This window comes from Nocardioides sp. LHG3406-4, from assembly GCF_049897745.1.
Lineage (GTDB): Bacteria > Actinomycetota > Actinomycetes > Propionibacteriales > Nocardioidaceae > Nocardioides.
Genome location: NZ_JAFCWV010000003.1, coordinates 39,521 through 55,352 on the forward strand (window position 1 = coordinate 39,521; position 15,832 = coordinate 55,352).

Below are 15,832 nucleotides of genomic sequence, written 5' to 3' on the forward strand. Positions count from 1 at the left end.
CGGTCCGGAGCCGGGTGTCGACGGTGAGGATGCTGTCGCGCTGCGAGCGAATCAGACGAGTCAGGGCGAAGCGCGCGGCAGCGGCGGTCCGGAGCCGGGTGTCGACGGTGAGGATGCTGTCGCGCTGCGAGCGAATCAGACGAGTCAGGGCGAAGCGCGCGGCAGCGGCGGTCCGGAGCCGGGTGTCGACGGTGAGGATGCTGTGGCGCCGGGTGCCGACGGTGAGGATGCTGTCGCGCTGCCGCCGTCGTACTCGCGCGTCGCGCTGGGCGTCCTCACGAGCAGCACGGAGGCCAACCTGCTCGGGAACGTGCACGGTGGCGAGATCATGAAGCTCGCCGACTCGACGGCCGGCGCCGTCGCGCAGCGGCACAGCGGCGGCCCGGCCGTGACCGCGGCGCTCGACGAGATGGTGCTGCTCGAGCCGGTCCACGTGGGCGACATCGTGCGCACCTTCGCCCAGGTCAACTGGGCCGGCCGGTCGTCGATGGAGATCGGCGTGCGGGTCGAGGCGCAGCCGTGGGGGAGTGCGGCCGACGAGCCGCTGCACGTCGCCTCGGCGTACTTCGTCTTCGTCGCGATCGACGCCGACGGGCGGTCCCGTCCGGTGCCCGGGCTGATGCCGGAGACGCCCACGGAGGTACGCCGCCTGCGTGAGGCGGAGATCCGCCGCGCCCACCGGCTGGCGCGCAAGGAGGAGATCGACCGGGGCCGCCGGGCCTGACCGGCGGGCTGCGCCGACGCCCCGAGCGCAGGGGGGCGCCCACTCCGGCCGACGGCCCCACGGCGTGCCTGCACGGATGTGACCCATGTGACTGGTGATACTGGGCCGACCGCATCTGCCCCCTTCCCCAGCAGAGGTGCCCTCGATGCATTCCGCATCCTTCCCGACAGCTGACGCCGGCAACCGCGTCGACAACCGGGTCCCCGACCGCGCCGCCCGCGTGCGCTTCCGTCGGGCGGTGGCGCTGATGCTGATGACCCTCGTCCTGCCCGGCTCGGCGCAGCTGGTCGCCGGCAACCGCCGCGTGGGCCGGATCGCCCTCCGGCTCTGGTTCGCACTGGCGCTGGTCGGCGTGGGTGCGCTGGTCCTGGGTCTGGTCTCACGCGACTTCGCCTTCTGGGCGGTCTCCAACACCACGCTGCTCGGAGCGCTGCGCCTGGCACTGATGGCGCTCGCCGTCGGCTGGGCCTACCTCATCGTCGACGCGTGGCGGATCGGCCAGCCGCTGAGCCTGCGGCAGAACCACCGACTGGCCGTCGTCGGCGTCAACGGGGTGCTGTGCTTCTCCGTGGCCGGCACGCTGCTCTTCGGCGCCCATATGGTCGGCGTGCAGCGCGACTTCATGGTCACGATGTTCGGTCACGGCGAGGTCGTCGGTGCCCACGACGGCCGCTTCAACGTCCTGCTGCTCGGCGGCGACTCCGGAGCGGGGCGCTGGGGGCTGCGTCCCGACTCGATGACGGTCGCCAGCATCGACGCCGAGTCCGGGAAGACCGTCCTGGTGAGCCTGCCGCGCAACATGGCGAACTTCCCGTTCCGCAAGGGCTCGGTGATGGACAAGCAGTTCCCCCGGGGCTTCGACTGCGACGGCTGCTACCTCAACGGCGTCAGCACCTGGGCCGGCGACCACACCGATCTCTTCAAGGGATCCGACAACCCGGGCGTCGACGCCACGATCATGGCGATCGAGGGGATCACCGACCTCAAGATCAACTACTGGGCGATGGTGAACCTCGAGGGCTTCAAGGAGCTCGTCGACGCCGTCGGCGGCGTGGAGCTCACCGTGCGCGACCGGATCCCCGTAGGTGGCCTCGGCAGCGACGTCACCGGCTACATCGAGCCGGGCACCCGCCGGCTCAACGGGCACGACACGCTCTGGTTCGCGCGGTCCCGCGAGGGCTCCGACGACTACTCGCGGATGGCGCGGCAGAAGTGCGTGATGGGCGCGATGCTCGAGCAGATCAGCCCCGAGGTCGCCGTACGCAACTTCCAGAAGATCGCCCAGGCCAGCACCCAGATGATCTCGACCAACCTGCCGCAGAGCGAGGTCGACAACTTCATGGGCCTGGCGCTGCGCGCGAAGTCGCAGAAGATCGCCACGGTCTCGTTGGTGCCGCCGATGATCAACACGGCCGACCCGGACATCAAGCTGATCCGGCAGAAGGTCGGCGAGGCGATCGACAGGGCCGAGGGCAAGCAGGTCACCCTGGCCGCCGGTGACGCCGACGCGGGCGAGGGCAAGAAGAAGGCCAAGGTGCCCAGCACGCCGTCGCTCACCGGAGGCTCGTTCGGGTCCCTGCGCGAGGGCTACGCCGCCAACGAGGCCGAGGACCTCGGCAGCGCCTGCTGACTCCTGCCACCCGTCCCGGCCACCCCCGGCACCTAGGGTGTACGCCGTGACGCAGGGGCCGACGCAAGCACACGACCGACGCATCGTCGCGGTCGTCGTCACCTTCAACCGCCTGGCACTCGTGCAACGCCTGCTGGCCCGGCTGCGCGAGGTCGAGGGGCTGGCCCAGATCCTGGTGCTCGACAACGCCTCCACGGACGGCACGGGCGAGTGGCTGGCCCGGGAGGCGGCGTCGGGGTCGACACCCGGGCTGCTCGCGAGGTCGCTGCCGACGAACCGGGGCGGCGCCGGCGGCTTCCACGACGGACTGGCCTGGGCGATCGACCTCGATGCCGAGCTCGTCTGGCTGATGGACGACGACGGGGTGCCCGAGCCCGACTGCCTCGAGCTGCTCCTCGAGCACGCCGGCAGCCTGGACTTCTGGGGCCCGGCGGTGCTGGCCGAGCACGACGCGTCGAGGCTGTGCTTCCCGATCCGGCTCCCGGGCAGCAGCCGTGTGGTGCACGACATGGCAGCCGTCGAGAAGGCCGCCACCCACGGCCTGATCCGCGACGTCGTCATCCCCTTCAACGGCGTCCTCGTCACGAGCGAGCTGGTCGACCGCATCGGCCTGCCACGGGAGGAGTTCTTCATCTGGGGGGACGACGTGGAGTACCTGTGGCGGGCCATGGAGTCCGGAGCCCGGTGCGCCACCGTCGTCGACGCGCGCTTCCTCCACCCGGCGACCGACGACCTCGGTACTCCGATGATGCGCGGGCTGACCACCTACAACCACAGCCCGAGCGACCTCAAGCACTACTGCATGGCGCGCAACAACCTGGTCAACCTGCGGGACTACCGCGGTGGGCTGGCTGCGGCCGCCTTCGTGGTGAAGACGCTGTGGTTCTACACCTTCACCAGGCCGAGCCTGAGCCGGCTGAGGCTGAGCCTGGGCGCGATGCGCGCCGGCCTGCGCAGCGACTTCACCGGCCACGAGAGGTTCCTCGCGTGACCACCGTCGCCGTCGTCATCGTCACCTTCAACAGGTCGGAGCTGCTCAGCCGGATGCTCGACGGCCTGGCCGCGCAGACCCACTCGCCGGACGCCGTCTTCGTCGTCGACAACGCCAGCACCGACGGCACCCGAGCGGTGCTCGAGGCCCGCACCGACCTCCCGCTCCACCGCACGCACTCGACCGACAACCTCGGTGGCGCCGGTGGCTTCCACCTCGGCGTCCAGCAGGCCTACGACGCGGGCTTCGACCGCATCTGGCTGATGGACGACGACGTGGTGCCGGCTCCCGACTGCCTGGCGGTGCTCCTGTCCCACGGCGGCCCCTGCCTGATGGCGGTGCGCGAGGACCTCGGCGGCCGGCTCGTGGAGAAGTCGGCCGTCCGCTTCGACCTGCGCAACCCCCTCGCGATCCGGCCGAAGACTGCCAGCGTCGACTCGACCTGGCCCGCCCGCGCCGACCTGCCTGCGGAGGTGCCGATCGAGGTCGTCGCGTTCGAGGGCTTCATGGTGGCCCGCGAGGTGGTCGAGGCCATCGGGCTGCCCGACCCGTCGTTCTTCATCTTCTACGACGACGCCGACTACGCCCTGCGGGCGCGGCGCGCGGGCTTCCCGATCGTGGCGGTGCGCGACGCCGTGCTGGTGCGACAGTTGGACTTCAACCAGCAGCACGACCTCTCCGGCTGGAAGGGGTTCTACATGTACCGCAACCTCTTCGTCGTCCACTTCCGCTACGGCGAGAACCTCCTGGTCCGCCTCAAGCCCTACCTCGTCACCCTGGGCGTGGTGGCGCTCAGCCCGGTGCGCGGTGGCCGCGGCGAGGCCGCCAACGTGCTGCGGGCGCTGCGCTCCGCACGCGGGATGCGGTCGGTGCCGCGATGACCGAAGCCCAGCCGGCCTGTTGCGCGCCCTCCCGCGAGGGCGGGGCCACCCCGCCGCCGCGGCGCCCGACCCGGCGCCCGACCCACAGGGGCGGCTCGCTGCGCGGGATGGTCGACATCCCCGCCGGCCGCTTCGCGATGGGCGACCCGTTCGACGAGGGCTACGCCGGAGACGGCGAGCAGCCGGTCCACGACGTCGAGCTCCAGGCGTACCGCATCGGCGCGACGACCGTCACCAACACCGCGTTCGCGACCTTCGTGAAGGCGACCGGGCACGTCACCGACGCGGAGGAGTTCGGCGTCTCGGCGGTGTTCCACCTCGCCTTCGGCGGCGATCCGGGCGACGTGGTCGGCTCCGCGGAGGGCACGCCCTGGTGGCTGGCCGTGCGCGGTGCCGACTGGCGCCACCCCGAGGGACCGGGCTCCGACGTGTCGACCCGGCCCCAGCACCCCGTCGTGCACGTGTCGCACCGCGACGCCGAGGCCTACGCCGCGTGGGTCGGCGGCCGGCTGCCCACCGAGGCCGAGTGGGAGTACGCCGCCCGGGGCGGCCTCGACGGCGCGCGGTTCCCATGGGGCGACGAGCTCACCCACGACGGCCGGTGGCGCTGCAACATCTGGCAGGGCACCTTCCCGACGACCAACACCGCCGAAGACGGCTTCGTCACGACCGCGCCCGTCAAGACCTACGCGCCCAACGGCCACGGCCTGTGGCAGACCTCGGGCAACGTCTGGGAGTGGTGCGCCGACTGGTTCGACCCCGGGTGGTACGCCGTGTCGCCCGTCACCGCACCGGTGGGACCCGAGACCGGCACCCACCGGGTCATGCGTGGCGGCTCCTTCCTGTGCCACGACTCCTACTGCCACCGCTACCGGGTCGCGGCCCGGTCGGGCAACACCCCGGAGTCGGCGGCGAGCAACGTCGGCTTCCGGATCGCGGCGCCCGCCGCCGCCGTACCGGGTGCGGCAGCCACCGCGGCGTCGTGACGAGCCGACGCGCGGGCGCTCGTGCCGACTCGGAGCCAGCACCACCCGGACCGTAGACTGACGGGCGCCCCAGACCCAGGAGAGCCGCTGCCTTGACCTCGCCCGAAACCACCACGACGTCGTCGTCCGAGCCCGACCAGTCCGCGCAGCCCGACCTCGTGGTCGTCGGCTCCGGATTCTTCGGCCTCACCATCGCCGAGCGGTGCGCCAACGACCTCGGACTCAAGGTGCTGGTGCTGGAGCGCCGCCACCACCTCGGCGGCAACGCCTACAGCGAGGCGGACCCGGAGACCGGCATCGAGATGCACGTCTACGGCGCGCACCTCTTCCACACCTCCAACGAGAAGGTCTGGGAGTACGTCAACCGCTTCACCGCGTTCACCAACTACCAGCACCGCGTCTTCGGCCAGTACGCCGGCCAGGTCTACTCGCTGCCGATGAACCTGGCGCTCATCAACACGTTCTTCGGCAAGAGCCACACCCCCGACGAGGCCCGCGCGCTGATCGCCGAGCAGGCCGCCGAGTTCGACACGGCCGAGGCCGGCAACTTCGAGGAGAAGGCGATCTCGCTGATCGGCCGTCCCCTCTACGAGGCCTTCATCAAGGGCTACACCGCCAAGCAGTGGCAGACCGACCCGACCAGGCTGAGCGCCGACATCATCACGCGCCTCCCGGTCCGGTACAACTTCGACAACCGCTGGTTCAACGACAAGTACGAAGGCCTCCCGGTCGACGGCTACACCGCCTGGCTGACGAAGATGGCCGACCACCCCAACATCGAGGTCCGCCTCGAGACCGACTTCTTCGACGTCGCCGAGGAGTACAAGGGCCGGGTCCCGATCGTCTACACCGGACCCGTCGACGAGTACTTCGGCAACTCCGAGGGGCGCCTCTCGTGGCGCACCGTCGACCTGGAGGCCGAGGTCAAGCACGTCGACGACTTCCAGGGCTGCGCGGTGATGAACTACAACGACCAGGAGGTGCCCTGGACCCGGATCCACGAGTTCAAGCACTTCCACCCCGAGCGCACCTACATCAAGGGCAAGACCGTCATCGTCCACGAGTACTCCCGGGCCGCGGGCGACGACGACGAGCCGTACTACCCGATCAACACCGCCGAGGACCGGGAGAAGCTCCTCAAGTACCGCGAGCTCGCCAAGCGCGAGCAGATGGTGCTCTTCGGCGGCCGTCTCGGCACCTACAAGTACCTCGACATGCACATGGCGATCGGCTCCGCGCTGTCGATGTTCGAGAACAAGCTCAGGCCGCACTTCGCCGACGGCGCCGAGCTCACCAGCGGAGGGGTCGACGCATGACCACATCAGCGACCACCCGGAGGCTCCTGCAGCGGCAGATCCTGCCGATCGACAAGGACACCGACGTCTTCGCCCTGTACGTCGACCCCGAGGAGGCCCGCCTCGACGCCGACCGCTACGAGATCGGCGGCAGCCGCGCGGCCAAGGACCTCAACAACGCCGCGATCCGGCAGACGACCTCGACCGGGGTGTCCATCCACCCCGACCAGATCGAGTCGCGTACGGCGCTGCGCGTGCCGCAGGGCCGCAAGCTCTCCTTCGGCACCTACTTCAACGCGTTCCCGGCGTCGTACTGGCGGCGCTGGACCGTCGTCGACGAGGTGCGCCTGACCGTCGAGGTCACCGGGGCGGGCGCGGGCCTCACGGTCTACAAGTCGATGGCCAACGGGCGCTCCCAGCGCGTCGACTCCGGCACCGTCGACCGCTCCGGGCAGGCCACCTTCACCTTCGACCTGACTCTGACGCCGTTCGTGGACGGCGGATGGTACTGGTACGACATCGTCTCCGGTGACGAGGACGCCGTCGTGGTCTCGGCCGAGTGGTCCGCCGAGGTGCCCGCCGACCGGGCCGATCACGGCACCGCCGACATCGCCATCACGACGATGAACCGGCCCGACTTCTGCGCCAAGCTGATCGGGCAGCTGGCCGAGGACGAGACGCTGCGCCCCTACATCGACCAGGTCCTGGTCATGGAGCAGGGCACCAAGCCGGTCACCGAGTCGGAGTTCTTCCCGGCCGCGGAGAAGGCGCTGGGCGACCAGCTGCGCGTGATCGTGCAGGGCAACCTGGGCGGTTCCGGCGGCTACGCCCGTGGCCAGCTCGAGAGCCTGCGCAAGGGCACGGCGACCTACGCGCTGATGATGGACGACGACGTGGTGTGCGAGCCCGAGGGCATCGTCCGGGCGGTCACGTTCGGCGACCTCGCCAAGCGGCCCACCATCGTCGGCGGCCACATGTTCAGCCTCTACTCCCGGGCGCGCCTGCACTCCTTCGGCGAGATCATCCAGCCGTGGCGCTTCTGGTGGATGACGCCCCTCGACGGCTACAGCGACTGGGACCTCGCCGCCCGGAACCTGCGCTCGTCCCGGTGGCTGCACAAGCGCGTCGACGTGGACTTCAACGGCTGGTTCATGTGCCTCATCCCGCGGGTCGTGATCGAGGAGATCGGCCTCTCGCTGCCGCTCTTCATCAAGTGGGACGACTCCGAGTACGGCCTGCGGGCCCGCTCGGCCGGCTTCCCGACCGTGACGTTCCCCGGTGCCGCGGTGTGGCACGTGCCGTGGACCGACAAGAACGACGCCGTCGACTGGCAGGCCTACTTCCACCACCGCAATCGCATCGTGGCGGCGCTGCTGCACTCGCCGTACCCCAAGGGTGGGCGGATGATCCGGGAGAGCATCAACCACCAGATCGCCCACCTGGTCTCGATGCAGTACTCCACGGCCGAGCTGCGGCACCAGGCCATGGAGGACGTGCTGGCCGGGCCGGGTCACCTGCACGAGATGCTCCCGGGCCGGCTGGCCGAGGTGAACGCGTTCCGCAAGCAGTTCACCGACGCCCAGCTCGAGGCCGACCGCGAGTCGTTCCCGCCCGTACGCCGCAAGAAGCCGCCGCGCAAGGGTCGCGACATCGTCGAGATCCCCGGCCGCTGGGCACAGCTGGTCACCGCCGGCCTCGCGCCGATCCGCCACCTCAAGCCGGCCCGCGACCTGGCCAAGGAGCACCCCGAGGCCGAGATCCGCGCCATGGACGCCAAGTGGTACCGCCTCGCGTCCTACGACTCCGCCGTGGTCTCGATGAACGACGGCACCTCCGCGGCGTTCTACCGGCGCGACCCCGCGAAGTTCCGCGAGCTGGTGGCCAAGACCGTCGAGATCCACGAGCGCTACCGCCGCGAGTGGCCGCGCCTGGCACGGGAGTACCGCGCCGCCCTGGGCGACATCACCTCGCCCGAGGCGTGGGACAAGACCTTCGAGCCCTGGACCACCGAGCCGGAGGGGCGTGCCGAGGCCAACGATGACTGACACCGTCAAGGGCCCGGGGGGAGTGGGCTCGACCAGCTCCGACAACGTCGTGGTGCGCCACGACCTGGCGCACGTCCCGCTGATCGACCCCGCCGGCTCGACGGGGCTGCTCGAGGTCTTCCGACGCCGCTACCTGCTGCGCCTGCTCGTCTCGCGTGAGATCAAGGCCCGCTACCTCGGCTCGCGCTTCGGCCTGCTGTGGTCCTACATCAACCCGCTGATCAGGTTCCTGACGTTCTACTTCGTCTTCGGCATGATCGCCGGTCGCGGCGCCAACACCCCGAACTTCGCGATCCACCTGTTCGCCGGCATGGTGGTCGTGCACTTCCTGACCGAGAGCTACGGCGCCGGCATGCGCTCGATCCTCGCGAACAAGAGCCTCGTGCAGAAGATGGCGATCCCGAAGGAGATGTTCCCGGTCGCCTCCATGCTGGTCTCGCTCTACCACACCGGCCCGCAGCTGGTGGTCCTGGTCGGCGCCTGCTTCATCGCCGGCTGGAGTCCCGACATGCTGGGCCTGGGCGCGGGCCTGATGGCCTTCGCCACCGTCTTGATGCTGGCGACCGCGCTGGCGCTGCTCTTCTCGGCGCTCAACGTCCTCTTCCGCGACTTCGGGCGGGTCGTGCAGAACGTCACCCAGGTGCTGCCGTTCAGTGTGCCGATGATGTACCCCTACGCGCTCGTGGTCGAGCGGTTCGGCACGGGCCTCCCGCACAGCATCTTCATGGCCAACCCGGTCGTCGAGGTGGTGCTGCTCATGCAGCGCGCCTTCTGGGTCACCACCACCGGGGACGACCAGGCCGCGCTGCTCGAGAACTCCTTCCCGAGCGACCTGTTCCAGCGGGGCTTCGTCGTGCTCGGCGCCGTGTTCGTGTTCCTGCTGTTCGCTCAGTGGGCCTTCAACAGGCTCGAGCGCCGGCTTCCCGAGATGATCGGGTGATCGGTCGATGAGCGTCCATGCCTCTGCTCCGGAGTCGATCATCGTCGACCACGTGACGAAGGAGTTCCGCCTCCAGTACCACCGCACCCTCAAGCAGATGGCGGTGGCCAAGACGCGCGGCCAGAAGATCAGCGACAAGTTCCTGGCCGTGAACGACGTGTCCTTCTCGGTCAAGCAGGGTGAGTCCATCGGCCTGATGGGGCTCAACGGCTCGGGCAAGTCCACGCTGCTGCGCATGGTCAACGGCAGCATGGTCCCCGACGGCGGCAGCGTCCGCACCCGCGGCCGGATCTCCGGCCTGATCGCCACCGGCGCCGGGTTCCACAGCCAGCTCACCGGTCGCGAGAACATCTACCTCAACGCCGCGATCCTGGGCATGTCGGAGAAGGAGACCAACGCCAAGTTCGACGAGATCGTCGACTTCGCCGACGTCGGCCGGTTCCTCGACACCCCGGTCGGCGTCTACTCCTCGGGCATGTACTCCCGCCTCGGCTTCTCCGTCGCCGTGCACGTCGACTGCGACGTGTTCATCGCCGACGAGGTGCTGGCGGTCGGCGACAAGCCCTTCAAGAAGAAGTGCATGGCCAAGATGGAGGAGGTGCGCCAGAGCGGCGTCACCCTCTTCTACGTCAGCCACGCGGCCGGCTCGGTCAAGAAGATGTGCGACCGGGTGCTGGTGCTCGAGAAGGGCCGCCTCGTGTTCGACGGCGACGTGCAGGAGGGCATCGACTTCCTCGAGTACGACGGCGACGAGGAGAACGACGACGAGGTGCTCGGCGCCGACATCTGACCGCGCATCCGCCCGCGCGGCATGGGCAGGCGGCGGGCGCGAGGGCAGGTCGGCCTGCGGGCGGCGCTCCGGCGCGCCACCAGGAACTTGACAAAGTCGGGATCGCCCGGCGTGTCGACTGGAAATTACAAGCTTGTAGTTACTCAGAAACCATCGCGTAACCAGTGTGACTCGTGTGAATCTTGCTATCCCGTGTGAATCTTCCCCTTCACTGGAGTAGCCACTAATGCGTTCTTCCCAGGTCCGTTTCATCACCGCCTGCCAGCAGCTGCTGGCGCTGGGCGTCGTGGTGGCCGTGCTCACCCCGGCCGCCAGCATCGTGTCGCTGGACGTCGTCGCCCGCCAGCCCGGGGCGCAGGGCGGACAGCCCAGCGCCGCGGCGTACCTCTCGTCCGCGCGGGCCAGGGTCCCGGCGAAGGCGGTGGAGCCGAAGGTCACCGACTACTCGCTGACCCCGGACGCCGCTGCGACGAAGGGCGGCACCATGGGCGGCCAGCGGCAGGTCGTGGCTCCCCACGAGCTGGTCAGCGAGCCGGCCCCGGTCGTCGGGTACGGCGCCGTCGGCGTCACCTGGGAGCACGGCGAGCAGGTGCCCGCCGACGACATCGCGGTGACCGTGCGCACCCGCACCGGCGACGACTGGTCCGACTGGATGAGCGTGCCGTACGACGACGACCACGACCCCGACCCGGCCAGCCGCGAGGCCCGCCACGCCCGTCCCGGCACCGACGCGCTCCTGGTCGGCGACGTCGACCAGGTGCAGGTCAAGGCGGTCACCGACGCCGGCGCCGCACCGCTGCCCGACGACCTGCAGCTGTCGGTCATCGACCCGGGCAAGCCGACGGCCACCGTCGAGGAGGCACCGGCGCTCGAGACCGGGGCCGCCGGGGCGCGGGTGCCCGCCGACCAGCCGCAGCCCCAGGGCCAGGAGGCCATCGCGATGCAGGCGGCGACCACCGCCCCCATGCCGGTGATCTACTCGCGGGCCCAGTGGGGCGCCGACGAGCGGATGCGAGACGCCAAGTCGCTGCGCTACGGCACGGTCAGCGCGGGCTTCGTGCACCACACGGTCAACGCCAACGACTACACCGCCGACCAGGTGCCGGCGATCATCCGCAGCATCTACGCCTACCACGTGAAGTCCCGCGGCTGGAGCGACATCGGCTACAACTACCTCGTCGACCGCTTCGGCCGGATCTGGGAGGGCCGCTACGGAGGCATCGACAAGCCGGTCGTGGGCGCGCACACCCTCGGCTACAACGACTACTCGTTCGCGATGTCGGCGATCGGCAACTTCGACGTGGTCCAGCCGCCCGAGGTGATGATCCAGGCCTACGGCGCGCTCTTCGCCTGGAAGCTCGGCCTGCACGGCGTGAACCCCGCCTCGACCTCTCAGCAGGTCGGCAAGAAGGTCTTCCAGGCCATCAACGGCCACCGCGATGCCGGGAGCACGGCCTGCCCGGGCAAGTACCTCTACGCCCAGATCCCGCGGATCCGGCAGTTGGCGGCCAGTGCCCAGTCCGGGTGGACGGCGACCAGCCTGCAGTCCAACCTCGCCGGGACCGCCTACCCCGACATGGTGGTGCGCCGGGCGAGTGACAAGCGCGGCTTCGTGGTGACGACCGGTGGTCTGTCGGCCTTCTCGAAGCCGGTCGTGCTGGGCGCGCGCGGCTGGAAGGGCAAGAAGCAGGTGCTGGTCTCCGGCGACCTCACCGGAGACGGCCACGCCGACCTGGTGATGACGTCGCGCAACGGGGTCGCCAAGATCCGTCCGGGCCGCGGGAACGGCACCTTCGCAGCGACGACGCGCACGATGAAGTCGTTCAAGGGACACAACCTCGTCACGCCCGTGGGCGACATCAACCACGACGGCCGCAACGACCTCATCGCCAAGGTCAAGGGCGGGGCTCGCGTCGACGCCTTCCTCGGCACCCGCAAGGGCCGCCTGAAGCCTGCGAAGGTCGACAGCAAGTGGGGGCGATTCGTCTCCCTCACGGCCGCCGGCGACGTCACCGGCGACGGACGGCCCGACGTGCTCGGCCGCGACAAGCAGGGCGCCGTCTGGCTCCGGGCCGGGACCGGGGTGGGCACCTTCGAGAAGTCGCGCAAGGTGGTCGGCAACTGGGCGCCGTACAACAAGGTCATCGGCGGCAGCGACTACACCGCCGACGGGCGCCCCGACCTGATCGGCCGGATGAAGAACGGCAAGGTCTACCTGCTGGCCGGGCGCGGCGACGGCACGTTCGGCGCGCCGGTCGGCGCGATGCGCAACGTCGCCGGACTTCAGGACATCGGCAATGGGGGCCAGCTCGTGGGCGACCCGGCGCCGGACCTGATCGCGCGCCGGGGCGGTGAGCTGGTGGTGGTCCCGAACGCCGGCACCTACGACCTCGGCAACCCGATCGACACCGGCGCCGACCTCAGCGGCTCCGACGTGCTGCTCAACGTGGGCGACTGGGACCGTGACGGCTTCGGCGACGTCATCACCCGCGAGGCCAACGGCACCATGCAGCTGCGGCGCGGCGACGGCCAGGGCCACCTGGCCGCACCCCGTCAGGTGGGCACCGGATGGACCGGGGTCGCGAACCTGGCCGCTGTCGGCGACGTCACCGGCGACGGTCTGCCCGACCTCTCCGGCGAGGTCGGCGGCGTGGCGCAGATCTACCCCGGCACCGGCTCGGGCATCGGCGCAGCGCGCACCGGTGTGGGCGCGGTCAGTCCCCGCTCCGCGCTGAAGTACGACTTCGCGCCGTACGACTGGGTGATCGGGATCAGCGACATCAAGGCCAACGGGCACGCCGACGTGCTGGCCCGGGAGCGGGCGACAGGTCACCTGTACGTGCTCTACGGGAACGACACGGGCGTCTCAGGGCGCCGGTTCCTCGGCGAGGGGATGGGGATCTACGACCTGGCCGGGTGACCGGCGTGGACGAGACGCTCAGGACCGGGTGAGCTCCCTGGCCGTCGCCCGCTCCTCGGCGTACAACGCGTCGAGCCGGGCGGGGTCCGCCCCGGCAACAAGGACCACGGAGCCGCGGCGTACGAGCGGCTCGGTGAAGGCAGCGGCACCTGGTGGGGAAGCCGGGTTCGCTGTCGTGAGAAGACGGCCGCCGTCGGTGAGGAGACTCCCGCCGGCGGCCGTCGCTCGCGTCGGGCCGAAGAGGTCAGCCTGCGTGAGTGAGTCGGTCGCCGGGTCGTCCGGGCCGGGCGGGTCCCAGGCGGTGAAGGCGTCGGGCTGGCCCCAGATCTCCGTGCCGACGTCGTGGACCCCCGACGGCACGCCATCGGCGAAGCGGACCCCCAGCGGCAGCAGGCTGCAGGCGAGGACCGGCAGGTCGGAGGCCCGAGGGGCCCACTCGGCCAGCGTCCCGGGACCACAGACCACGGCGTCCGGCTCGTCGTGGGCGGTCACGACCAGGCCGATCGTCCAGGCGGCTCCGAGGAACACCGGACCGAGCCAGTGGGTCGGCAGGTCGATCCGCAGGGACTGGCCGCGCTCGAGGTCGCACTCCTCGACGAGCAGCCCGGCCGCCTTCGACACCCAGTTGGCGTACGTCGTCGCGGACAGCTCGACCCGCTCCCCGGTGGCGTCGTCGTAGAAGGTCACGAGCGGGCGGCCGGCGTCGCGCGCCAGCAGGTCGCGGAGCACGGTGCTGAAGGTGGTCACCGGCTCAGCCTAGAAGCACCCGGCTCGCTACCCTCGCGCCCATGACCTCCAGCCAGGGCACGGCACTCGACCACTTCTGGGCGGTGATCCCCGCGGGCGGGGCCGGCACCCGGCTGTGGCCGCTCTCACGGCGCGCGTCGCCGAAGTTCCTCCACGACCTCACCGGCAGCGGCCGCACCCTCGTGCAGGGCACCGTCGACCGGCTCGTCCCGCTGGTGGCCGACCGGGTGCTGGTCGTGACGGGGAGGGCGCACCGTGACGCGGTGCTCGCCCAGCTGCCCGGCCTGTCGCCGGCCGACGTGGTCGCCGAGCCGTCGGCACGCGACTCGATGGCGGCGATCGGGCTGGCCGCGGCGCTGCTCGAGCGTCGCGATCCCGACGCGGTGATGGGGTCCTTCGCCGCCGACCACGTGATCGGCGACGTCGAGACCTTCCGGGCCGTGGTGAGCGAGGCGGCCCGGGTCGCGCGCGACGGCTGGCTGGTCACCGTCGGGATCGCCCCGACCCACCCGGCCACCGGCTTCGGCTACATCCGGCTCGGCGACGCGATCGAGGGCAGCGCCCGCCGCGTCACCGAGTTCGTCGAGAAGCCGCCACGAGACGTCGCCACCGGCTACGTCGCCGAGGGAATGCTCTGGAACGCCGGGATGTTCGTGTGCCGGCCGAGCGTGATGCTCGACCTGCTCGCGGAGTCCGACCCAGGCTTCGCCGCCGCCCTGCGGGGTGTCGCCGCCGAGCCTGCCACGCTGGAGGAGGTGTGGCCGCAGCTGCCGAGGATCGCCGTCGACCACGCGGTCGCCGAGCCCGCCGCGGCGCTCGGCCGGGTCGCGGTCGTCCCCGGTGCCTTCGGCTGGGACGACGTGGGCGACTTCGCGTCCCTGCTCGGCATCCTCGACGCTGGCGACGCCGTCACGGTGCTCGGTGACCCGGGCCTGGTGCGGAACGTCGACTCCTCGGGCCTCGTCGTACCCGCAGGGGGGCGGACGGTGGCGGTGGTGGGTCTGGACGACGTCGTGGTGGTCGACACCGGCGACGCGGTGCTGGTCACCACCCGCGAGCGTGCGCAGGACGTGAAGCGCATCGTGGCCGCCCTCGACGAGGACGGCCACGGCGAGCTGACCTGAGGCCAGCGGGGCTCAGACGACGTTCGGCTCCGGGGAGTCGAGGTAGGGGTAGTCGAGCATGAACTTGTCGAGGGCCGCCCCGCTAGGAGCCGAGCAGTACTGCCAGACACCGACCTGCTTCTCCGGGTCGGTCTCGCCCTCGCCACCGGCGGACCAGTGGGTGTAGGCGATGTGGGCGTCCTTGGGGAACGGGTCGCCGTCCTCGCTGGTCCAGGGCACCGCCTTGAACTTGTTGCGGAGGTTGTCGTCGCTGCCGAACTTCGACGCGATGCCCCTGATCTCGTCCATCATCTTCTCGTCCCCGGCGGCGGTCTCGTCGTACCAGAGGATCGTGTAGCCGTGCTCGAGGTTGTGCACGAGCTCGCCGAGGTCGGGCCGGTCGCCCGTGGTGTAGAGCTTCTTGGTGATGGGAGCCCACACGTTGTAGTGCTGGCCGAACGCAGGTGGGGCGTCGGGGTAGTTGAGCGGCGTGCCCGGCGGGACGTGGTCCTGGTTGCCCTCGGCCTTCTTGGTCTCGACCTTCTGGCACGCGTCGGCGGGTAGGCCGATCTCGGAGAGGTTCTTGTCCTTGAACGACTTCAGGTCGAAGTAGTCCTTGACCGGCTTGTAGGCGGCGGCACCGATGATCAGCAGGCCGACGAGCACCGCGACGCCGAGGATCATGCCTCCGCGACGGCGTTCGGCGCTCTTCTGCTTGTTGCGGATCTCGTCGATGACCGCCTTACGGCTGGTCTTGTCCTGCTTCGCCACGTGGGAGTC

General features: G+C 70.5%; 13 protein-coding genes. 11 read left to right on the forward strand and 2 right to left on the reverse strand.

Annotated elements, in window-relative coordinates; all coding sequences use genetic code 11:
* Window positions 1-328 precede the first annotated feature (328 nt).
* From ACP7BP_RS11940 to ACP7BP_RS11985, 10 genes are all read left to right on the forward strand, one after another.
* Window positions 329-724: an acyl-CoA thioesterase gene (locus ACP7BP_RS11940; RefSeq protein WP_426244843.1), complete on the forward strand. Its 396-nt coding sequence runs from the start codon at window positions 329-331 to the stop codon at window positions 722-724.
* A 145-nt stretch (window positions 725-869) separates the two neighbouring features.
* Window positions 870-2,354 (forward strand): LCP family protein, encoded by a 1,485-nt coding sequence (locus ACP7BP_RS11945; RefSeq protein WP_426244844.1) that lies wholly within the window; start codon window positions 870-872, stop codon window positions 2,352-2,354.
* A 46-nt stretch (window positions 2,355-2,400) separates the two neighbouring features.
* A complete protein-coding gene (locus tag ACP7BP_RS11950; protein WP_426244845.1) occupies window positions 2,401-3,345 on the forward strand; it encodes a glycosyltransferase family 2 protein in 945 nt (314 codons plus the stop codon).
* Entirely contained in the window at window positions 3,342-4,226 is an 885-nt protein-coding gene (locus ACP7BP_RS11955; RefSeq protein WP_426244846.1) for a glycosyltransferase family 2 protein, read from the forward strand. Before ACP7BP_RS11950 ends, ACP7BP_RS11955 begins: the two co-directional genes overlap by 4 nt.
* Before the next feature lie 107 nt (window positions 4,227-4,333).
* Window positions 4,334-5,212, forward strand: a complete 879-nt coding sequence (locus ACP7BP_RS11960; RefSeq protein WP_426244847.1) for a formylglycine-generating enzyme family protein — start codon at window positions 4,334-4,336, stop codon at window positions 5,210-5,212.
* A 92-nt stretch (window positions 5,213-5,304) separates the two neighbouring features.
* Window positions 5,305-6,528 carry a UDP-galactopyranose mutase gene (glf, locus tag ACP7BP_RS11965; protein ID WP_426244848.1) on the forward strand — a complete coding sequence of 408 codons (1,224 nt, stop codon included), beginning with the start codon at window positions 5,305-5,307 and terminating at the stop codon, window positions 6,526-6,528.
* The gene (locus ACP7BP_RS11970) at window positions 6,525-8,552 is read left to right on the forward strand and encodes a glycosyltransferase (protein ID WP_426244849.1); all 2,028 of its coding nucleotides are present in this window, start codon (window positions 6,525-6,527) and stop codon (window positions 8,550-8,552) included. Before glf ends, ACP7BP_RS11970 begins: the two co-directional genes overlap by 4 nt.
* Entirely contained in the window at window positions 8,545-9,492 is a 948-nt protein-coding gene (locus tag ACP7BP_RS11975) for an ABC transporter permease (protein ID WP_426244850.1), read from the forward strand. The genes ACP7BP_RS11970 and ACP7BP_RS11975 overlap by 8 nt, the downstream gene beginning before the upstream one ends.
* 7 nt (window positions 9,493-9,499) lie before the next feature.
* Entirely contained in the window at window positions 9,500-10,282 is a 783-nt protein-coding gene (locus ACP7BP_RS11980; protein WP_426244851.1) for an ABC transporter ATP-binding protein, read from the forward strand.
* 226 nt (window positions 10,283-10,508) lie between these two features.
* The gene (locus tag ACP7BP_RS11985) at window positions 10,509-13,202 is read left to right on the forward strand and encodes an FG-GAP-like repeat-containing protein (RefSeq protein WP_426244852.1); all 2,694 of its coding nucleotides are present in this window, start codon (window positions 10,509-10,511) and stop codon (window positions 13,200-13,202) included.
* 18 nt (window positions 13,203-13,220) lie between these two features.
* On the opposite strand, the gene ACP7BP_RS11990 is transcribed toward ACP7BP_RS11985, so the two are convergent.
* The gene (locus tag ACP7BP_RS11990; protein WP_426244853.1) at window positions 13,221-13,949 is read right to left on the reverse strand and encodes a TIGR03089 family protein; all 729 of its coding nucleotides are present in this window, start codon (window positions 13,947-13,949) and stop codon (window positions 13,221-13,223) included.
* A gap of 41 nt (window positions 13,950-13,990) precedes the next feature.
* On the opposite strand from ACP7BP_RS11990, the gene ACP7BP_RS11995 reads away from it, so the two are divergent.
* Window positions 13,991-15,073 carry a mannose-1-phosphate guanylyltransferase gene (locus ACP7BP_RS11995; RefSeq protein WP_426244854.1) on the forward strand — a complete coding sequence of 361 codons (1,083 nt, stop codon included), beginning with the start codon at window positions 13,991-13,993 and terminating at the stop codon, window positions 15,071-15,073.
* 12 nt (window positions 15,074-15,085) lie between these two features.
* Here ACP7BP_RS11995 and ACP7BP_RS12000 read toward each other — a convergent pair whose 3' ends face one another.
* Window positions 15,086-15,823: a DUF3105 domain-containing protein gene (locus ACP7BP_RS12000; protein ID WP_426244855.1), complete on the reverse strand. Its 738-nt coding sequence runs from the start codon at window positions 15,821-15,823 to the stop codon at window positions 15,086-15,088.
* Window positions 15,824-15,832 lie beyond the last annotated feature (9 nt).